This is a genomic window from Streptomyces sp. BE20 (assembly GCF_036322525.1).
Classification (GTDB): Bacteria; Actinomycetota; Actinomycetes; order Streptomycetales; family Streptomycetaceae; genus Kitasatospora.
The window spans coordinates 278,451-298,340 of the sequence record NZ_JAQYWW010001090.1 but is presented as its reverse complement, the minus strand read 5'-3'; the positions used below and the strand labels follow the sequence as shown (position 1 = coordinate 298,340).

17 protein-coding genes and 1 tRNA gene are annotated in these 19,890 nt (G+C 73.0%); 9 read left to right on the top strand and 9 right to left on the bottom strand.

What is annotated here, in order from left to right; translation table 11 throughout:
* Positions 1–7 precede the first annotated feature (7 nt).
* Complete coding sequence (locus tag PUR61_RS32820; RefSeq protein WP_329883142.1) at positions 8–703, top strand: M48 metallopeptidase family protein; 696 nt, start codon at positions 8–10, stop codon at positions 701–703.
* Between the two features lie 127 nt (positions 704–830).
* Here PUR61_RS32820 and PUR61_RS32815 read toward each other — a convergent pair whose 3' ends face one another.
* Positions 831–1,466: an NUDIX hydrolase gene (locus tag PUR61_RS32815; protein WP_329883141.1), complete on the bottom strand. Its 636-nt coding sequence runs from the start codon at positions 1,464–1,466 to the stop codon at positions 831–833.
* Positions 1,463–3,022 (bottom strand): zinc-dependent metalloprotease, encoded by a 1,560-nt coding sequence (locus tag PUR61_RS32810; RefSeq protein WP_329883140.1) that lies wholly within the window; start codon positions 3,020–3,022, stop codon positions 1,463–1,465. The genes PUR61_RS32815 and PUR61_RS32810 overlap by 4 nt, the downstream gene beginning before the upstream one ends.
* A gap of 209 nt (positions 3,023–3,231) precedes the next feature.
* Here PUR61_RS32810 and PUR61_RS32805 point away from each other — a divergent pair, with 209 nt between their 5' ends.
* The 4 genes from PUR61_RS32805 (at position 3,232) to PUR61_RS32790 (ending at position 6,520) form a co-directional block, all read left to right on the top strand.
* Positions 3,232–4,380 (top strand): NAD-dependent epimerase/dehydratase family protein, encoded by a 1,149-nt coding sequence (locus PUR61_RS32805; RefSeq protein ID WP_443035272.1) that lies wholly within the window; start codon positions 3,232–3,234, stop codon positions 4,378–4,380.
* Positions 4,381–4,586: 206 nt separating this feature from the next.
* A complete protein-coding gene (locus PUR61_RS32800) occupies positions 4,587–5,027 on the top strand; it encodes a molybdenum cofactor biosynthesis protein MoaE (RefSeq protein WP_329883139.1) in 441 nt (146 codons plus the stop codon).
* A gap of 185 nt (positions 5,028–5,212) precedes the next feature.
* A complete protein-coding gene (locus PUR61_RS32795) occupies positions 5,213–5,401 on the top strand; it encodes a hypothetical protein (RefSeq protein ID WP_329883138.1) in 189 nt (62 codons plus the stop codon).
* Between the two features lie 42 nt (positions 5,402–5,443).
* Positions 5,444–6,520 (top strand): YlbL family protein, encoded by a 1,077-nt coding sequence (locus PUR61_RS32790; RefSeq protein WP_329883137.1) that lies wholly within the window; start codon positions 5,444–5,446, stop codon positions 6,518–6,520.
* A gap of 135 nt (positions 6,521–6,655) precedes the next feature.
* Here PUR61_RS32790 and PUR61_RS32785 read toward each other — a convergent pair whose 3' ends face one another.
* Positions 6,656–7,219, bottom strand: coding sequence for a PPA1309 family protein (locus PUR61_RS32785; RefSeq protein WP_329883136.1), 564 nt, complete (start codon positions 7,217–7,219; stop codon positions 6,656–6,658).
* 250 nt (positions 7,220–7,469) lie between these two features.
* Here PUR61_RS32785 and PUR61_RS32780 point away from each other — a divergent pair, with 250 nt between their 5' ends.
* The 3 genes from PUR61_RS32780 to PUR61_RS32770 all read left to right on the top strand — a co-directional run bounded on the left by PUR61_RS32780 (position 7,470) and on the right by PUR61_RS32770 (position 12,988).
* The gene (locus tag PUR61_RS32780; RefSeq protein WP_329883135.1) at positions 7,470–10,496 is read left to right on the top strand and encodes a UPF0182 family membrane protein; all 3,027 of its coding nucleotides are present in this window, start codon (positions 7,470–7,472) and stop codon (positions 10,494–10,496) included.
* 64 nt (positions 10,497–10,560) lie between these two features.
* Positions 10,561–10,634, top strand: a tRNA-Met gene (locus PUR61_RS32775).
* Between the two features lie 383 nt (positions 10,635–11,017).
* Positions 11,018–12,988 carry a tetratricopeptide repeat protein gene (locus tag PUR61_RS32770; RefSeq protein WP_329883134.1) on the top strand — a complete coding sequence of 657 codons (1,971 nt, stop codon included), beginning with the start codon at positions 11,018–11,020 and terminating at the stop codon, positions 12,986–12,988.
* A gap of 157 nt (positions 12,989–13,145) precedes the next feature.
* Here the strand turns inward: PUR61_RS32770 and PUR61_RS32765 are convergent, their stop codons facing one another.
* Positions 13,146–13,565 (bottom strand): Fur family transcriptional regulator, encoded by a 420-nt coding sequence (locus tag PUR61_RS32765; RefSeq protein WP_329883133.1) that lies wholly within the window; start codon positions 13,563–13,565, stop codon positions 13,146–13,148.
* 104 nt (positions 13,566–13,669) lie between these two features.
* On the opposite strand from PUR61_RS32765, the gene PUR61_RS32760 reads away from it, so the two are divergent.
* Positions 13,670–15,148: a catalase gene (locus PUR61_RS32760; protein WP_329883132.1), complete on the top strand. Its 1,479-nt coding sequence runs from the start codon at positions 13,670–13,672 to the stop codon at positions 15,146–15,148.
* Between the two features lie 91 nt (positions 15,149–15,239).
* Here the strand turns inward: PUR61_RS32760 and hisN are convergent, their stop codons facing one another.
* The 5 genes from hisN to PUR61_RS32735 form a co-directional block, all read right to left on the bottom strand.
* Positions 15,240–16,037, bottom strand: a complete 798-nt coding sequence (gene hisN, locus PUR61_RS32755) for a histidinol-phosphatase (protein WP_329883131.1) — start codon at positions 16,035–16,037, stop codon at positions 15,240–15,242.
* Positions 16,038–16,151: 114 nt separating this feature from the next.
* Positions 16,152–16,475 (bottom strand): DMT family transporter, encoded by a 324-nt coding sequence (locus PUR61_RS32750; RefSeq protein WP_329883130.1) that lies wholly within the window; start codon positions 16,473–16,475, stop codon positions 16,152–16,154.
* Positions 16,476–16,606: 131 nt separating this feature from the next.
* Positions 16,607–17,662, bottom strand: a complete 1,056-nt coding sequence (gene rsgA, locus PUR61_RS32745; RefSeq protein WP_329883129.1) for a ribosome small subunit-dependent GTPase A — start codon at positions 17,660–17,662, stop codon at positions 16,607–16,609.
* A gap of 16 nt (positions 17,663–17,678) precedes the next feature.
* Complete coding sequence (gene aroA / locus PUR61_RS32740) at positions 17,679–19,010, bottom strand: 3-phosphoshikimate 1-carboxyvinyltransferase (RefSeq protein WP_329883128.1); 1,332 nt, start codon at positions 19,008–19,010, stop codon at positions 17,679–17,681.
* Positions 19,011–19,071: 61 nt separating this feature from the next.
* Positions 19,072–19,788 (bottom strand): M50 family metallopeptidase, encoded by a 717-nt coding sequence (locus PUR61_RS32735; RefSeq protein ID WP_329883127.1) that lies wholly within the window; start codon positions 19,786–19,788, stop codon positions 19,072–19,074.
* Positions 19,789–19,890: the final 102 nt, after the last annotated feature.

Genomic DNA, 19,890 nt, shown 5'->3' with positions numbered 1-19,890 from the left:
GTGTGCCATGGCAGCCGAACGGGACTCCCATCCCCAGGCGTCGCCTCGGCGTGCCCGTGCAGCGTCCGGGTCGCAAGTGGCGGCGCCGAGTACGCGCGGGCGTCCGGAGCAGCAACCAGGGGCCGCGCGGTCGGAGCCGTTCGACCGTTCCCGGGTGGAGGTGCGGCGCAGCGCCCGGCGCAGCCGGACGGTCTCCGCGTACCGGGAGGGCGACCGCACCATCGTGCTGATCCCGGCCCGGATGTCGCACGCCGAGGAACAGCGCTGGGTCGCGCAGATGCTGGAGAAGCTCGCCGCCCAGGAGAGCCGCCGCGTGCTCGGTGACGACGCGCTGGTGGCGCGGGCCCGTGAGCTCTCCGCCGCCTACCTGGACGACCGGGCCGAGCCGGCCCAGGTGCGCTGGGTGACGAACCAGAACTCGCGGTGGGGTTCGTGTACCCCCAGTGAGCGGACGATCCGGCTCTCGCACCGTCTCCAGGGCATGCCGGAGTACGTCGTCGACTACGTGCTGCTGCACGAGCTGGCGCATCTGCTGGTGCCGGACCACGGGCCGGCCTTCTGGGCGCTGCTGGAGGCCTATCCGAGGACGGAGCGGGCCCGCGGCTACCTGGAGGGAGTGGTGTCGGCGGCCCGGCTGCCGCACATTCCGGGGGCGCGGCACGCGGGTCCGCCGGACTCGGAACCGGCCGGTTCCTGCGGCTGAGGCGGTGGCCCCGCGGCTCGCGGGAGCCGCGGCGGACACAGGTGCGGAGTCAGGTACGGAGAAGGGCGTGGGCCGTTGTGGCCCACGCCCCTTTCCTCGTCCGGACGCCCCCGAACGCCTCAACCGGTCAACCGGTCAGCTGCCGGGCGCGGGCGACGAGGTCGCGCACCGAACCGTCCGTGAGGTCGGGCAGTGCGTCGAAGTCGAACCAGCGGAGGTCGAGCGACTCCTCGCTGATCAGGGCCAGGGAGCCGGGAGGCGCCACCGCGACGTACTGGACGTCGAGGTGGGTGTTCTCCGGCCGGTCCTTGCCGGTGCAGCGCACCTGGTGCCGGTCGAGCTTGACCGGGACGGGCGCGCCGTCCTGCGTCAGTAGCGTGAGGCCGGGGATGCCGGACTCTTCGGTGGCCTCGCGCAGCGCGGCGGCGGCGAGGTCGCGGTCGCCGGGCTCGCAGTGGCCGCCCATCTGCAGCCACAGGCCGACCTTGGGGTGCAGGGTGAGCAGCACCCGTCCGGCGGCCGGGTCGACGACCGCCGCGCTGGCGGTGATGTGGGCGGGCAGGCAGGAGCGGAACAGGCCCTCGGGCTGTTCGGCGAGGTGCTGCAGGTAGTCGCGGCGCAGCCGCTCCTGGTCCGGGTCGGCGGGGCGCCAGCCGTCCAGGGCGCGGACGGCGTCCGCGTGCAGGGGGCCCGCCCCGGCGGCGCCGGCTTCCGTGCCGCCGGTGCTGCCCGTGCCGTCGGGGACCGTCTCGGTGACCGTCATGCGCCGGGCTCGCCCTTTCCGTCCTCGTCGTCGTTCTTCGTCAGGTCGGGCTTCGGGCCGGATCCCGGCTCGGCCGCCGGGCCGGACGTCCCGGTGCCGCCGCCTGCGGCGGCCTCCCCGAGGAGCTTGTCGATCGCGTCGAAGTCGAGACCGCCTTCGAGGCTGCCCGCGGTGTCCCGGTGCACGAAGGCGTCCGGGTCGTCGAGGTCGGCGGCGGTGGGCAGCATGTCCGGGTGCTGCCAGAGGTCGTCGCGGCCCTCGACACCGCGGGCGTCGGCGAGCAGCGCCCAGAGCCGGGCGGCGTCGCGCAGCCGGCGCGGCCGCAGTTCGAGGCCGACGAGGGTGGCGAAGGTCTGCTCGGCGGGCCCGCCGGCCGCGCGGCGTCGGCGGACGGTTTCGCGCAGGGCGCTGGCCTGCGGAAGGTGGGGCTCGGCGGCGGCGTGCACGACGGCGTCGACCCAGCCCTCGACGAGTGCGAGCGCGGTCTCCAGGCGGGCGAGCGCGGCCTTCTGCTCGGGGGTGTCCTCGGGCTGGAGCAGGCCGCCGGCGAGCGCCTCCTGGAGGGCCTCGGGGTTGCTCGGGTCGAGCTGGCCGACCAGCTCCTCCATGCGGGTGGTGTCGACCTTGATGCCGCGGGCGTAGGCCTCGACGGCGCCGAGCAGGTGGGCGCGCAGCCACGGCACGTGGGCGAAGAGCCGCTGGTGGGCGGCCTCGCGCAGGGCGAGGTAGAGCCGGACCTCCTCGACGGGGACGTTCAGGCCCTCGCCGAACTCGGCGACGTTCTGCGGCAGCAGCGCGGCCTTGCCGGCAGGGGCGAGCGGCAGGCCGACGTCGGTGGAGCCGACGACCTCCGCGGCGAGCGCGCCGAGCGCCTGGCCGATCTGGGTGCCGAACATGGCGCCGCCCATGGAGCGCATCATGCCCATCAGCGGGCCGGCCATGGCCTGCATCTCCTCGGGCAGGACGCCGCCCATGGCGTTGCCGACGCGCTCGGCGACCGGGTCGACGAGGTCCTTCCAGACCGGAAGGGTGGCCTCGATCCACTCGGCGCGGCTCCAGGCGACGGCGGTACCGGCGCCGGACGGGAACTCGGTGGAGCCGTCGAGCCAGAGGTCGGCGAGGCGGACGGCCTCGGCGACGGCGGAGCGCTCGGTGGCGCTCACCGACCGGTCCTTGCTCTTGCCCTCGGCGGGCTCGGCGACGACCGTCTGCCGGGCGATGTCCTTGGCCAGCTCCCAGTTGACCGGGCCGCCCTCGAACGAGAGCATCTGACCGAGCTGCTGGAACGCGGCGCCGAGGTCGTTGGGGTTGAGGCCGCCGAACATGGCGGCGAAGGGGTTGTCGCCGGCGCCGGGGGCACCGGGGGTGCCCGGTCCGCCGGGCAGGCCGCCCATGCCGAAGAGCGCGCCGAACGGGTTGCCGGCACCGAAGCCGAAGGGCTGCGGGCCGCTCTGCTCGTCGCCGCCCTGGTCCTTCTTCTGCTCGTCTCCGGGCTTGGCCTTGCCGTCTTCGGGCTCCTCGGGCGGAACGCCGAATCCGAAGGGAAGGTCGCTCACGGGGTCCTCGATCCGGTCGGCCGTCATGCGGGTGGTGGCGGTGAAATCTGCAGGCCCGGGGCGGTCGGTGGAGTGGGGGACTCCCGGCCGGTGGGCGGCTCCCACGCGGCTGGTCCGCGCCGGGTGCACCGCCGGGCCTCCGCCTCGGGCAGGATGGACGTACGTGACACACGTACGTACGCACATAAGCTAACCGTGGAGGATGGCCGGTGAGTTCCCCGCCTTCGGACGTTCGCTCTGGGCTGACCGGAGGAGAGGACGCCCCGGACATCACGGCGTCGCCTCCTCCAGCCTATGACGGAAGACCCCTGACCGTGGCGGTCACGGGTGCCGCCGGCGTGCTCGGCGAGCGCGTCGCAGCCCGGCTGGTCGCCTCGCCGGGCGTGAGGAAGGTGCTCGCGGTGGACGACCGGCGCGGTGAGGTGCCGGGCGTCCAGTGGCGGGTCCTGGACGTGCGGGACCCCGCCGTCGCCGAGCGGTTGGCCGGCGTGGACGTGGTGGTCCACCTGGCGATGGACCTGGGCATGGAGTCGGACCCGCGGGCGCGCAGCGCCTACAACGTGCGGGGCGCGCAGACGGTGCTGACGGCCGCCGCGGCGGCCGGGGTGCACCGGGTGGTGCTCTGCACCTCCGCGATGGTCTACGGCGCGCTGGCCGACAACGAGGTCCCGCTGGCCGAGGACTCGGAGCTGCGGGCGACCGAGGAGGCCTCGCTGGTCGGGGACCTGCTGGAGATCGAGCGGCTGGCCCGGCGCGCGCCGCGGGCGCACCCGGGGCTGCAGGTGACGGTGCTGCGCCCGGCGGTGGTGGTGGGCCCCGGGGTCGACACGGTGCTGACCCGGCACTTCGAGGCGCCGCGGTTGCTGGTGGTGGCGGGTTCGCGGCCGTGCTGGCAGTTCTGCCACGTGGACGACCTGGCGGCGGCGCTGGAGTACGCGGCGCTGGGCCTGGTCGAGGGCGAGGTGACGGTCGGCTGTGACGGCTGGCTGGAGCAGGAGGACGTGGAGCGGCTGTCGGGGATCCGGCGGATGGAGCTCCCGGCCTCGCTCGCGCTGGGTACGGCGGCGCGGCTGCACCGGCTGGGGCTGACCCCGGCGCCGGCCGGTGACCTGGCGTACACGATGTACCCGTGGGTGGTGTCGGGCAGCCGGTTGCACGAGGCGGGCTGGCGGCCGACGTACACCAACGAGGAGGTGCTGGCGGAGCTGCTGGCGCAGGTGGCGGGGAAGCACGCGGTGGCCGGGCGCCGGCTGGGCGGCAAGGAGGCCGCGACCAGCCTGGGCGCGGCCGGGGCGACGGTGGCGCTGGTGGGTACGGCGGCGCTGGTGCGGCGGGCGCGGAAGCGGCGCCGTTTCTGATCGGCGACGCGCCGACCGCGGTCGCCCCCGGGCCGCGGCCGGCCGCCCGGCTCCGGGTCCGGCCCCGGTCCGGGTAGCCCGGGGACTGGTCCGGGTCCGGTCCGGAGGTTGGCTCGCTCCGGGCTGTTTCTCACGATGCGAAATTCCTCCGTCGTGATGCGGAAGGCTCTTGCCCCGGACCACCCGGGATGGGGGATCATGGGGTCATGTCCGAGAACCACGACCCGATCCGCCTGCTCGCGATCCGCGACACCCCGCTCTCCCTCGACGAGGTGTACGACGCGGTGGGCGACGACGCGGCCGGCGGGACGACCGTCTTCGTCGGGACGGTCCGCGACCACGACGGCGGCAAGTCGGTCTCCGCACTGGAGTACAGCTGCCACCCCACGGCCGAGCAGGAGATGCGCCGGATCGCCGAGAAGATCGTCGCGGACTTCCCGGTCCGGGCGCTCGCCGCGGTCCACCGGATCGGCCGGCTGGAGATCACCGACAAGGCGGTGATCGTCGCCGTCTCCTGCGCCCACCGCGGCGAGGCGTTCGCCGCGGCCCGTCGGCTGATCGACGACCTCAAGCACGAGGTGCCGATCTGGAAGCACCAGGTCTTCGCCGACGGCGAGGAGGAGTGGGTCGGCGCCGGGAGCTGCTGACCAGCCCCCGCAGCCCCGCCGACGCGCAGGCGCGCCGGGCCCTCACTCGAACGGGTGTGGGCCTGTGCGCCGAATACTCCCTGGCAGTGAGCCGATCGGCCGTGCCGTAACCCGGAAGGCGCCGTCAACGTTGTCCGCCGGAGTGGTTAATCTGCTCATAGACACGACGAGCTGGGAGTACTGAGATGGCTGCGCTCGCCTGGTTGATCATTCCGGTTGTCGCCGCACTGCTCGCCGCCGTGTGGGCGGGGTGGGCCCAGAGGGCCCCCAGGGCGACGGGGGACCCGGCCTCACTGGCCGAACACAAGCGGTTCATGGCCGCGATGGAACGCACCACGACCGGCTCCGGTCCGGGCGAGCGCCCGGGCCGGTAGCCCGCCGGGCGTACCGTCGGCCGCGTCCCGTACTGTCGAGTCATGCCACGCCGCTCTGCGACGATGCTCGCCGCCACCCTGCTGCTCATAGCGCTGCTCTGTGTCTCGGTGCTGATGAAGGTGCCGTACACCGAGATGAGCCCGGGTCCGACGTACAACACGCTCGGGGTGCAGGAGAAGACGGGCACGCCGGTGATCACCATCACCGGCCACGAGTCGTTCCCGGCGAGCGGCCACCTCAACATGACCACCGTGCAGGTGACCGGGGCCAAGTACGAGCCCAGCCTGGTCAACGCGGTGATCGGCTGGCTGCGGGACGACGTGCTGGTGGTGCCGCACGACAACGTCTACCCCAAGGGGCAGACCGACGCCGAGGCCAAGCAGCAGAACGCCGAGGAGTTCGCGCTCTCCGAGGACCACGCCCGGACCGCGGCGCTCAAGCAGCTCGGCATCCCGATGGGCAGCGAGCTGATCGTCCAGGCCGTCACCGCCGGAGCCCCGGCCGAGGGCCGGCTGCACGCCGGCGACCAGATCGTCGCCGTCGACGGCACCGCGGTGGCCGACCCGGAGGGCGTGGCCAAGGCGGTCACCAAGCGCCAGCCCGGCGAGCAGGTGGTCTTCACCGTCGTGCCGCGGGTCAAGGAGGGCTCGGCCGAGCCGGGGGTGCGCACCGACATCACCGTCCCGACCGTGAAGTCGCCCGACAGCGGCTCCGCGATGGTCGGCATCCGTCCGGGCCTGAAGCACACCTACCCGTTCCGGATCGACATCGGGCTGCAGGACGTCGGCGGGCCCAGTGCCGGCCTGATGTTCTCCCTCGGCATCATCGACAAGCTGACGCCCGGCGACCTCACCGACGGCCGGTTCGTGGCCGGCACCGGCACCATCGACGACAACGGGGCGGTCGGGCCGATCGGCGGCATATCGATGAAGCTGATCGCCGCACGGGACGCCGGCGCCGAGTACTTTCTCACGCCGGCCGCCAACTGCGCCGAGGCGGGGAAGAACACCCCGGACGGGCTGACCCTGGTCAAGGCCGAGACGCTGGACGGCGCGCTGAAGTCGCTGGAGCAGATCCGCTCCGGGCAGACCGCCGCACTGCCGTCCTGCGCCGCGTAGCCGACCGACCGGCCCACGGCCGGCCGGCCGGGCGATCGCGAGACCGGAAGACCTGAAGATCGCGAGATCGTCGGACCGGCATGCGGAAGACCGGTCAACCGGCCGGACGGCCGGGTGACCGGGTGGCGAGTTGCGCTACGAGAAGGTCGCCAGCAGGGCCTCGGTCAGGCCCGGCACCAGGTCGGGGCCGGTCAGCACCTCGCGCGCGACGTCCTTGGACCGCAGCCGCAGCGCGACCTCCTTCTTCCCGCCGCGCAGCACGGCGGCGGTGATCCGCACCTCTTCGCGCTTGGGATGGTTGGCGACCCAGTCGGCGAGCTGGGCGTCGCTGGCGTTGCGCGGGCGGGTCTGCTCGGAGCCGGGCGGCAGCATCAGCCGCTCGACCACCAGCGCGCAGCCGGCGACCGCGTCGGGCCAGGCGATGGTGCCGAGGAACTTGTCCAGCTCCATGCCGGCCGGCAGCTCGTCCTGCTCGACCGGGGTGAGGCCGGCCTCCTCGGTGTCGGCGAGGCCGAGCTGCTTGGCGATGCGCGGGTCGGCCTTGCGCAGGGCGGCGCTGTCCACCAGGGCGAACAGCCGGGCCGGGAGGTCCCAGCCGAGGGTGGCGGCGTACTCGTCGATCTCCAGGGCGGCCCGGGTCAGCGGGGTCGCGGCCGGGAGCGTGGAGACGTCGTCGGGGAGATTGGATCCATCGGACATGCCTCAATCCTCACACGCCGGGCGGGTCCGGCGGGCCCGGCGGTGCCGGGTCCCGCGCCGGGTGCGGTGCCGGGCGGTGCCGCGGGGAGCCCGTCGGGAGCGCCGTGAGGTCCCCGCCGGCGGGGAGTGGGGGCCTGCTGCGCTCGTAACCGTCTGCTAACGGTGGGAACTCGGCTAAAGCCTGGTTAAGTTGCACTGAAGACCGACCGACTCCAGACGACACAACTGAGGTGCCACCGTGGTATTCCAGATGCCGGAACGCTCAGGGCCGGGTTTCCGGCGCAGAGTAGGCCCGCCCTCCCGGCGGGCGCGAGTGCTCCTGCTGACCTTGGGAGTGCTCGCGGTCCTCTTCCTGCTGTTCGTCATGTTCGCCGGATTCTGGACGGACTGGCTCTGGTTCAAGTCGGTCCAGTACTCCTCGGTGTTCACCACCCAGCTCTGGACCAAGATCGGGCTGTTCGCGGTCTTCGGCCTGCTGATGGCGGTGATCGTCGGCTTCAACGTGTGGCTGGCGCACCGGCTGAGGCCGCCGCTGTCGGCGATGTCGGTCGAGCAGCAGAGCCTGGACCGCTACCGCTCGGGCCTGGCGCCGTTCAAGCGCTGGGCGCTGATCGGGATCTCGCTGGTGATCGGGCTGGTGGCGGGTGCCGCGGCCTCGGGCCAGTGGCGGACGTGGCTGCTGTGGACCAACGGGACCTCGTTCGGGGTCAAGGACCCGCAGTTCGGGCGCGACGTCTCGTTCTACGCCTTCGATCTGCCGTTCTACGAGTTCGTGCTGGGCTTCGCGTTCAGCGCGGTGATCGTCTCGCTGCTGACCTCGGTGCTGGTGCACTACCTGTACGGCGGGCTGCGGCTGCAGGGACCGGGCCGGCGGGCGAGCGTCGGTGCGCAGGGGCACCTGGCGGTGCTGCTGGGCATCTTCGTGCTGCTGAAGGCGGTGGCGTACTGGCTGGACCGGTACGCGCTGGCCGTGAAGACCGGCGCCTACCGGGAGGTCTCCGGCTGGACCGGCCTGCGGTACGTGGACGCCAACGCGTTCCTGCCGGCGAAGACGATCCTGTTCTTCGTCGCGATCATCTGCGCGGTGCTGTTCTTCCTGACCCCGGTGCGGCGCACCTGGGCCCCGGCCCTGATCGGGCTGGGCCTGATGGTGCTGTCGGCGGTGCTGATCGGCGGGGTGTACCCGGCGATCGTGCAGCAGTTCCAGGTCAAGCCGAACGAGCAGGCCAAGGAGACGCCCTACATCCAGAAGAACATCGACGCGACGCGCCAGGCGTACGGGATCTCGGACAGCCAGACGATCCCGTACACCCCGAAGGGCACGACCGACGCCGAGGCGCTGAAGCCGGACGCGCAGACCATCTCGGACATCCGGCTGATCGACCCGAACGTCGTCTCGCCGACCTTCCAGTCGATCGAGCAGCAGCGGTCGTACTACGCGTTCCCGCAGACCCTGGACGTGGACCGGTACGGCAAGGACGCGGGCGCCCAGGACACCGTGATCGGCCTGCGCGAGCTGGACCTCAACGGCGTGCAGCGGAACTGGATCAACGACCACTTCAAGTACACCCACGGCTACGGCGCGGTGGTGGCCAAGGGCAACCAGGTCAACGACAAGGGCCAGCCGGTCTTCACCGAGTCCGGCCTGCCGGCGACGGGTTCGCTGGGCGACTACCAGCAGCGGATCTACTACGGCGAGAAGACCTCCACGTACTCGATCGTGGGCGGCTCCAACCAGGAGATCGACTACACCACCGACTCCGGTGAGAACAAGCAGTACAAGTACACCGGCGGCAGCGGCGTCTCGCTGAACAACCCGCTGACCCGGGCCGCGTACGCGGTGAAGTTCGCCGAGCCGCAGATCCTCTACGCGGGGGCGATCACCGACGGCGCCAAGGTGATCTACGACCGGACGCCCAAGGAGCGGGTGGAGAAGGTCGCGCCGTGGCTGTCGATCGACGCCGACCCGTACCCGGTGGTCGAGAACGGCCGGGTGGTCTGGGTGCTGGACGGCTACACCACCTCGGACGGCTACCCCTTCTCGTCGAAGACGACGCTGGGCACGGCCACCAAGGACTCGCTGACCAACCAGCGCGGTGAGCTGCTGACCGTCGCCAACCAGGTCAACTACATCCGCAACTCGGTCAAGGCCACCGTGGACGCGTACACCGGCGAGGTGACGCTGTACCAGTGGGACGAGAACGACCCGGTGCTGAAGACCTGGATGAAGGCGTTCCCGGACACCGTGAAGGCCAAGGCGGAGATCCCGGGCACGCTGATGCCGCACCTGCGCTACCCGCAGGACATGTTCAAGGTGCAGCGCGACCTGCTGGGCCAGTACCACGTGACGGACGCCAACTCGTTCTTCAACGGCAGCGACATCTGGCAGGTCCCGGTGGACCCGACCAGCGACACCAAGCAGTTCCAGCCGCCGTACTACCTGACGGTGCGGATGCCGGACCCGGCGGTCACGTCGGCGAGCTTCTCGCTGACGACCACCTTCGTGCCGCGCGGCCGGGACAACCTGGCGGCGTTCATGGCCGTCAGCGCCGACCCGGGCCCGGACTACGGCAAGCTCCGGATCCTCAAGGTGCCCGGGGACTCCAAGACGCTCGGCCCCAACCTGGTGCAGTCGCAGTTCAACTCGCGGCAGGAGGTGGCGCAGCAGATCACCCTGCTGAAGAGCGGCGGTGACTCGGAGCTGGAGTACGGCAACCTGCTGACGCTGCCCGTCGGCGGCGGCCTGCTGAACGTCGAGCCGGTGTACGTCCGCGGGCGCGGCGCCAAGTACCCGACGCTGCAGAAGGTGCTGGCGGTCTACGGCAACGACAACGTGGCGTTCGAGAACACGCTGGAGGAGGCGCTGCGGAAGGTGTTCGCGGGCGCGGCGCCGGCGACCACGCCGACCGCACCCACCACGCCGACGAACCCGACGACGCCCACCAACCCGACGACGCCGACGAATCCGACGACGCCGGCGCCGGGGAGCACGGTCACGCCGGAGCTGCAGAAGGCGATGGCGGACGTGCTGAAGGCGCAGGGCGAGCTCGACAACGCCGCCAAGTCCGGTGACTGGGTGGCCGTCGGGCAGGCTCAGAAGGCGCAGAGCGAGGCGGCCAAGGCGCTGGCCGCGGCCTTGCAGAAGGCCGGTCTCGCGCCCGCGGCCGTGTCGGCGGGGCCCTCGTCCGGGGCTCCGTCGGGGGCTCCGTCGGGGACGCCCGCCCCGTCGGGCTCACCGGGGGCCACCCCGGCGCCGGCGCCGAGCACCGGCCCCTGAGCTGCTGAGCTGCGGCGACCGATTTCTGTCCCACCCCGCGACCGTGTTATGGTTTGGCTACCGACGCGGGGTGGAGCAGCTCGGTAGCTCGCTGGGCTCATAACCCAGAGGTCGCAGGTTCAAATCCTGTCCCCGCTACTCAGTAGCACAGAGGCCCGGAGGATTCGTCCTCCGGGCCTCTGGCGTTTTTTCGGCCGGGCCGCGGGGGTTGCTCCGGTACCATCGAGCGTCGCCAAGGACGACGGCAGCGGGGTTTGCGGACGCCAGTGTCGGGAAATCGACAAAGCGCCGAAGCAATCTCGTCGGCTTCGGGTCCGCCCCGCCGAAATCGGCCGGGGCAGGTGTACGCGGGTTGCGGGTGATGCGACGATGGGACACATGGGGGACGTTGCACGGCTGCTGACCGGCCGTCCGGTCCGACGCGCCCCCTGGGGGTGCCTCCGGTCCAAGACCGGGGGACGGTCCCCCCGGCCGATGGCCGGGGAAGGATGCCGCGACACTCTGGGGGAGCGGGAGTCGGCATGAGGCTGATCGGAAAGAACGGGACAGGAGCGAAACCGGCGACCACCGAGGCGGACACCGAGGCCTGGGCGGAGAGCCCCGAGCGGAACCCGGGCGCCCTGCCCGCCCAGCGCACCAGCGGCCTGACGGAGCGCCGCCCGGCGCCCGGCTACGGCCCGGACAGCCTGGTGCACGTCCCCACCAGCCGGTTCACCGCCGAGATCGGCCCGTACGGCGCGCTCACCGAACAGGGCGGCCCGGGGGCGGACGCCGGCGAGCACGCCGGCTTCGACTCCGCGAGCTTCGAGACCGCGCTGGCCGCCCGCGAGCAGGCCGCACTGGAAGCCCGGCACCGCCAGGCCGCCGACGACGGCGACGCGGACGCCGCCGGCCGGCTCGGCACGCTGCTGCTGCGCCGCGGCGACCTGGAGGACGCGGAGCCGTACCTGCGCGGGGCCGCCGCTGCCGGACTCCGCTCCGCCGCCAACAACCTCGGCGTGCTGCTGCACCAGCAGGGCCACCGGGCCGAGGCGGCCCAGTGGTGGCGGCAGGCCGCGGTGGCCGGCAGCGCGCCGGCCGCGCACGCGCTCGGCCTGCAACTGCGGGACCAGGGCGAGGAGGAGGCGGCCGAGTACTGGCTGCACTTCGCCGCCGACCACGGTCACCCGCTGGGCGCGTACGCGCTCGGCGACCTGATGGAGCACCGGCGCGACGTCCGCGCCGAACGCTGGTTCAAGGTGTCCGCCGACGCCGGACACCGGGAGGCCGCCTACCGGTTGGCCCGGATGCGGGAGGCGGCCGGGGACAAGGAGACCGCGGAGGCCTGGTACCGGATCGCGGCCGCCCGCAGCCACGCCCGGGCGGCGCTGCGCCTCGGCGTCCTGCTGGAGGACCGGGCCGGCGGGGACCAGGCGCTGCTGGAGGAGGCCGCCCGCTGGTACCGGCAGTCGGCGCAGAACGGCGAGCCCCGGGCCGCGTGCGCGCTGGGCTTCCTGCTGCGCGACTCCGGGGATCTCGGTGCGGCCGCCGAGTGGTGGCAGGAGGCGGCCGAGGCCGGGGACGGCAACGCGGCGAACGCGCTGGGCGCGCTGCACGCCTCGCGCGGCGAGGCCGCCGAGGCGGAGCGCTGGTACCGCAGCGCGCTGGAGGCCGGGGACCAGAACGGCGCGTTCAACCTGGGGCTGCTCTGCGCGGGCGCCGGGCGGGACCAGCAGGCCGAGCAGTGGTACCGCCGGGCCGCGTACGCCGGGCACCGGGAGGCGTGCAACGCGCTGGCCGTGGTGTTGCTGCAGCGCGGTGACGAGTCGGGCGCCGAACCGTGGTTCTCCAAGGCCGCGGAGGCGGGCAGCGTGGACGGCGCCTTCAACCTGGGCGTCCTGCACGCCGGGCGCGGCGAGCAGCGGCAGGCGCAGGAGTGGTACGCGCGCGCCGCGGCCGAGGGGCACGGCGAGGCGGCGCTTCAGCTGGCGGTGGTGCAGGAGCAGCGCGGCAATCTGGCGGGCGCGCTGGAGCGTTACCGCCAGGCGGCGGCGGGCGGGTCGGCGGAGGGTGCGTTCCGGCTGGCCTCGGTGCTGGACCGGCGCGGGGACGCGGACCAGGAGGCCGAGCACTGGTACGCGGTGGCGGCGGACGCCGGGCACCGGCGGGCCCAGGTGCGGATGGGCGTGCGGGCGGCCGAGCGCGGGGCGCTGGAGATCGCCGAGAGCTGGTACCGGCGGGCCGCGGCGGCGGGCAGCCGCAGCGCCGCGTTCAACCTGGGGCTGCTGCTGGCCCGGCAGGACAGCGAGGCCGAGGCGATGCTCTGGTACACCCGGGCCGCGGACGCCGGGCACGGGCGGGCGGCGCTGCGGCTCGCGCTGCTGGCGCTGCGCCGGGGGGAGCCGGTGCAGGCGGAGAACTGGTGCCGGCGGGCGGCGGACTACGGTCCGGCCGAGGTGGCCGAGCGGGCCGGCCGCCTGCTGGGCGCCCTCCACGCCGAACTGAGCGCGTAGCGCCGGGCCCGGCCGGGGGCACCGACCGGGCCCGGCGCGGGTCGGGACATCGTCCTCGTCGTCCTCGTCGTTCACCGGGTCGAGGTGCCCGCCTGCGCGGTCCGCCCGACACCCTGTGCCGGGGGTGGTGGCGACGGGGGCGGTTCGCGGGGGCTGCTCAGGGGCCGGTCGTACAGTCCGGACAGAGGCCGCGGTAGGTGATCTCGGCGCCGGAGACGGTGAAGCCGAACCGCTCGGAGGCGGGCAGCGCGGCCAGCGGGTCGCCCAGCGGGTGGACGTCGCGGATGGCGCCGCAGCCGGAGCAGACCAGGTGCTGGTGGGCGTGGTGGGCGTTGGGGTCGTACCGCTTGGCGCGGCCGTCGGTCGCGACCTCCAGCACCTCGCCGAGGCAGACGAGTTCGCCGAGGGTGTTGTAGACGGTGGCGCGGCTGATCTCGGGCAGCCGTTGCGCCGCGCGCGCGTGCACCTCGTCGGCGGTGAGGTGGACGTGTTCTCCGTCGAGGACCTCGGCCACGACCCGGCGCTGCGAGGTCAGCCGCCATCCACGTCCGCGAAGCCGTTCCAGCAGGTCACTCATGGGTACAGGGTAAGTGCACTCCCAGTCTGGTTCCAGTGTTGACTTGGACAAAGTCCAAGTTAGGATCGAGTCGTAACGACCGGATCACGCGGAGGCACCCTCTTATGACTACCCAGGACGAGCTGCGCCCCACCCTCACCACGGAGGCGGGTGCCCCCGTCGCCGACAACCAGAACACCGAGACCGCCGGTGTCGGCGGTCCGGCGCTGATCCAGGACCAGCAGCTGTTCGAGAAGCTCGCGCACTTCAACCGCGAGCGGATCCCGGAGCGCGTGGTGCACGCCCGCGGCGCGGCCGCGTACGGCACGTTCACCGTGACCGCCGACGTGACCGGCTACACGCGGGCGGCGTTCCTCTCCGAGGTCGGCAAGCAGACCGAGACCTTCCTGCGGTTCTCCACCGTGGCGGGCAACCTCGGCTCCGCCGACGCGGTGCGCGACCCGCGCGGCTTCGCGCTGAAGTTCTACACCGAGGAGGGCAACTACGACCTCGTCGGCAACAACACCCCGGTGTTCTTCATCAAGGACGCCACCAAGTTCCCGGACTTCATCCACACCCAGAAGCGCGACCCGTACACGGGCTCGCAGGAGGCGGACAACGTCTGGGACTTCTGGGGCCTGTCGCCCGAGGCCACCCACCAGGTGACCTGGCTGTTCGGCGACCGCGGCATCCCGGCCTCCTACCGGCACCTGGACGGCTTCGGCTCGCACACCTACCAGTGGCAGAACGAGGCCGGCGAGTACTTCTGGGTCAAGTACCACTTCAAGACCGACCAGGGGATCAGGAACCTGACGTCGGAGGAGGCGGCGAAGCTCGCGGGCGAGGACCCGGACAGCCACCAGCGGGACCTGCGCGAGGCCATCGAGCGCAGCGAGTTCCCCACCTGGACGGTCAGCGTCCAGATCATGCCGGCCGCCGACGCGGCGAACTACCGTTTCAACCCCTTCGACCTGACGAAGGTCTGGCCGCACGCCGACTACCCGCTGGTCGAGTTCGGCAAGCTGGAGCTCAACCGCAACCCCGACAACGTCTTCGCCGAGGTCGAGCAGTCGATCTTCTCCCCGTCGCACTTCGTGCCCGGCATCGGTCCGTCCCCCGACAAGATGCTGCAGGGCCGCCTGTTCGCGTACGCGGACGCCCACCGCTACCGCGTCGGCATCAACGCCGACCACCTGCCGGTCAACCGCCCGCACGCCGCCGAGGCGCGCAACAACAGCCGTGACGGCCACCTGTACGACGGCCGGCACGGCCGCCAGAAGAACTACGAGCCCAACAGCTTCGGCGGCCCGGTGCAGACCGGCCGGCCGCTCTGGGCGCCGACCCCCGTCAGCGGTGCCACCGGCACCTCCGAGGCCCCCTCGCACGCCGAGGACAACGACTTCGTGCAGGCGGGCAACCTGTACCGGCTGATCGGCGAGGACGAGAAGCAGCGGCTGGTCGCCAACCTGGCCGGCTTCATCGCCAAGGTCTCGGCCGACCGCGACGACATCGTCGAGCGGGCGATCGAGAACTTCCGCAAGGCCGACGCCGACTACGGTCAGCGCCTGGAGGCGGCCGTGCGGGAGCTGCGCAAGCAGCGGTGACGCCGGCGCGCCCCCGATGAGCAGCGGGCCCGCCGCGACCGGAGCACCGGTCGTGGCGGGCCCGCACCCATGTCACGGGGCACTGCCGGGGTCACACGCCGAGGCGGCCCAGCGCCTCCTCGTGGAGCAGGCCGTTGGAGGCGACCGCGTCGGCGCCGCCCGGGCCCGGGATGCCGTCCAGGCCGGTGAAGCGGCCGCCGGCCTCCTCGACGATGATGCAGTTGGCCGCCATGTCCCACAGGGACAGTTCCGGCTCGGCCGCGATGTCGACCGCGCCTTCGGCGACCATCATGTACGACCAGAAGTCGCCGTAGGCGCGGGTGCGCCAGCAGGCCCGGGTGAGGTCGAGGAACGGGTCGAGGCGGCCGCGCTCCTCCCAGCCGGAGAGCGAGGAGTAGGAGAAGGAGGCGTCCTCGATCCGGGAGACGCCGGAGACCCGGATCCGGCTCGCCTTGGCCAGGCTGCGGCCGGCGAACGCGCCGAGGTCCTTGGCGGCCCACCAGCGGCGGTTCAGCGCGGGGGCCGAGACGATGCCGACGACCGGCCGTTCGACGCCGTCCGGGCCGTCCTCCAGCAGCGCGATCAGGGTGGCCCAGACCGGCACGCCGCGGATGTAGTTCTTGGTGCCGTCGATCGGGTCGATCACCCAGCGGCGCGGTCCCGTGCCCTGGAGGCCGAACTCCTCGCCGAGCACCGCGTCGCGCGGGCGGGCCCGCTGGAGGATGCTGCGCACGAGCTCCTCGGCGGCCTTGTCGGCGTCGCTCACGGGGGTGAGGTCGGGCTTGGTCTCGACCCGGAGGTCGAGTGCGCGGAAGCGCTCCAGGGTGACCGAGTCGGCCGAGTCGGCGAGGACGTGGGCGAGTCGGAGGTCGTCGTGGTAGTCGGCCATGTCCGAAACCCTAGCGAGCCCTCCCCGATCAGGACAGTCGGGCTCGCGGACCGGACCGGACCGGACCGGGAAGGGCCGGGCCTCGGGCCGAACCCGCCCCGGGCGGGCGGGGGCTCAGTGCGCGGAACCGCTCAGCTGGAGGCCGATCACCCCGGCGATCACCAGGGAGATCGACACCAGCTTGAGCACCGAGGTGGTCTCGTCCAGGAAGACCATGCCGTAGATCGCGGTGCCGGCCGCGCCGATTCCGGTCCACACCGCGTACGCGGGGCCGACCGGGAGGGTCTTCAGGGAGATCGTGAGCAGGCCGAAGCTGCCGAGGGCGAAGACGCAGAAGCTGATGGTGGGCCAGAGCTTGGTGAAGCCTTCACTGAGCTTGAGGTTGATCGCGAAGCCGGTCTCCAGGAGACCGGCCAGGATCACCAGGGCCCATGCCATCGCGTGCTCTCCCTGTCGATCGCCGGAAACGGGCCGTGATCCGGCCCGACTTTCCTATGATCACCAGGCAGCGGTGCTCCGACACCTCGAACGCGCGAAAACACCGGACTCCGCCCGCGCACCCGGGCGGGTCAGTCGTCCTCGCGGGCCTCCTTGCTGGCCAGCAGACGGCGCAGCGAGTAGAGCCGGGCCTGATCGGCGTGCCCCTCGGCCACCCAGGCGTCCAGCGCGCAGTCCGGCTCGTCGTGGCTGCACGCGCGCGGGCACTCGGCGGTGCCGGGCTCCAGGTCGGGGAAGGCCAGGATCACCCGGGACGGGTCGATGTGCGAGAGGCCGAAGGACCGGAAGCCGGGGGTGTCGATCACCCAGCCGGTGTCCAGTGCCTTCTTCGAGCCCGGCTTGGCCCCGGGCGGCGGCGGCAGGCGCAGCGCGAGGGCCGACACCGTGGTGTGCCGGCCCCGGCCGGTGACCGAGTTGACCTGCCCGGTGCTCCGCTGGTGCTCCGGGACGAGGGCGTTGACCAGGGTGGTCTTGCCGACGCCGGAGTGGCCGATGAACACCGTGCGCAGGCCGCGCAGGCGCTCGCGGACGACCTCGGCGCCGGTGGTGGCCAGCTCGTCCCGGCGGGTCACCACGTACCGGATGCCGAGCGGTGCGTAGGCGTCCAGCATGGGTTCGGCCGGGGCGAGGTCGGCCTTGGTGAGGACGAGCAGCGGCTCCATCCCCGCGTCGTAGGCGGCGACCAGGCAGCGGTCGATCAGCCGGGGCCGGGGCTCCGGGTCCGCCAGGGCGGTGACGATGGCGAGCTGCTCGGCGTTGGCGACGACGATCCGCTCGTACGGGTCGTCGTCGTCCGCGGTTCGCCGCAGGACCGAGCTGCGCTCCTCGACCCGGACGATCCGGGCCAGGGTGTCGGCGTCCCCGGAGAGGTCGCCGACGATGGAGACGTTGTCGCCGACGACGACGCCCTTGCGGCCCAGCTCGCGGGCCTTCATCGCGACGATCTCGCGTTCCTGCTTGGTGCCCGGGTCGATCAGGCAGGTCAGCCGGCCGCGGTCGACGGTGAGCACCATCGCCTCGGCCGCGTCCTCGTGCTTGGGCCGGATCCGGGTGCGAGGGCGGGAGCCCTTCCGCCCGGGCCGGTTGCGGATGTCGTCCTCGTCGGCGTCCTTGCCGTAACGGCGCATGTCCCCAGTCTCCCGCTCAGCCGCCCGCCACCACTCCGGTGAGCAACTCGTCCCACATCGCGGGGAAGTCCGGCAGGGTCTTGGCGGTGGTGGCCACGTTCTCCACCTGGACGCCGGGTACGGCGAGGCCGATCACCGCGGCGGCGGTGGCCAGGCGGTGGTCCTCGTAGGTGTGGAAGACGCCGCCGCCCAGCTTGCGCGGGCGGATCCGCAGGCCGTCCTCGGTCTCGCTGACGTCGCCGCCGAGGTCGTTGATCTCCTTGGCGAGCGCGGCCAGCCGGTCGGTCTCGTGCAGCCGCAGGTGCGCGATGCCGTAGAGGTGGGACTCGGAGTCGGCGAGGGCGGCGACGGCGGCGATCACCGGGGTGAGCTCGCCGACGTCGTGCAGGTCGGCCTCGATGCCGTGGATCCGGCCGGTGCCGGTGAACTGGAGGCCCTCGTCGGTGAACTCGCAGCTGCCGCCCATCCGGGTGTAGAGGTCGCGCAGCTGGTCGCCCGGCTGGGTGGTGTGGCGGGGCCAGTCGCGGACGGTGACCCGGCCGCCGGTGACCAGGGCGGCGGCGAAGAACGGTGCGGCGTTCGAGAGGTCGGGCTCGACGACCATGTCGCGGCCGATCAGGGCGCCGGGGGTGACCCGCCAGACGTCCTTCTCGCCGCCGTCCCCGGGGGCGTCGACCTGGACGCCGGCCAGCCGGAGCATCTCGACGGTCATCCGGATGTGCGGCAGCGAGGGGACGGGCCCGCCGACGTGGCGGACCTCGACGCCCTGGTTGTAGCGGGCGCCCGAGAGCAGCAGGGCGGAGACGAACTGCGAGGACGAGGAGGCGTCGAGCTCGACCGGGCCGCCCTCCAGGGCCCCGGTGCCGTGCACGGTGAGCGGGAAGGCGCCGCGGCCGCCGTCCTCGATCCGGGCGCCGAGCGCGCGCAGGGCGTCGATCACGCCGTGCTGGGGGCGCTCGTGGCTGCGCGGGTCGCCGTCGAAGTGGACCGGGCCGTCGGCGAGGACGGCGAGCGGGGGGAGGAAACGCATGACCGTGCCGGCGTTGCCGACGTCGACGGAGGCGGGGCCGCGCAGCGCGGGGGCGGGGATGACCCGCCAGGCCTCGCCGCCCCCGGTGCCGCCGGAGTCGTTGTTGACCTGCTCCTCGATGCCGACGCCGAGCGCGCGCAGGCCGTCGGCCATCAGCTGGGAGTCGCGGCTGCGCAGCGGTCGGCGCACCCAGCCGGGCTCGTCGGCCAGGGCCGCCAGCACCAGGGCCCGGTTGGTGACCGACTTGGAGCCGGGGATGGTGACGGTGGCGTCAACGGGGCTGGTCGCGACGGGGGCGGGCCACAGGGTCTCGGTCATGGGGCAAGTTTAGGGGCCGTACCGGAACTGTCCTTTCGCCCGCGTCGGCGGGGGCTCCTGCTCAGAGGGGGCGGAGCAGCCAGCTCGCGCCGAGGGCGAGGGCGGCGAGTGCGGTGACCAGGAAGAGCGCTGTCCAGGCGAGGCCGGGGACGCCGGTGAGGCGGGCGAGCTGGTCGGCGTCGGAGTCCCCGGCCTGGCCGCGGCGGCGCTGGTGCTGGAGTTCGAGGACGGGGCGGACCGCGCCGAACAGCAGGAACCAGCTGCCGAGGTAGGCGAAGCCGGCCTGGACCTCGGGGGTGCCGAACCAGGAGACCAGGAAGAAGGCGGCGCCGGTGAGCAGGACGCTCAGGAAGCCGAAGGCGTTGCGGATGCGGACCAGCAGGGCGAGCAGCAGGACGATGGCGAGCCAGAGCAGCAGGGTGATCCGGTCGGCCGCGAGCAGGGCGGCGCAGCCGAGTCCGAGCAGGGCGGGCGTGAGGTAGCCGGCGGCGGCGGTGAGGACCATGCCGGGGCCGGTGGGGCGACCGTAGGAGAGCGTGAGGCCGGAGGTGTCGGAGTGCAGCCGGATGCCGGCCAGCCTGCGGCGGGTGACGAGGGCGGCGAGTCCGTGGCCGCCCTCGTGCGCGATGGTCACCGCGTTGCGGGTGATCCGCCAGAGCGGGCGGGTGAGGACGGCGAGCAGGGCGACGGCGCCGGTGGCGAGGGCGAGCCAGCCGGGCGGGGCGGGCTGGGTGCCGGTGACGGCGGTCCACAGTTCGTCGATGGTCCTGGCGTCCATGGGGGTCTCCTCCGCCTCGGTTCGGCCGTCCCGGGGTGGCAGCCTGCCATGCGGGGGACGGCCGGGCGGGGGCGGGTGGTTCTCCGGCGGGCGTGAGGAGGG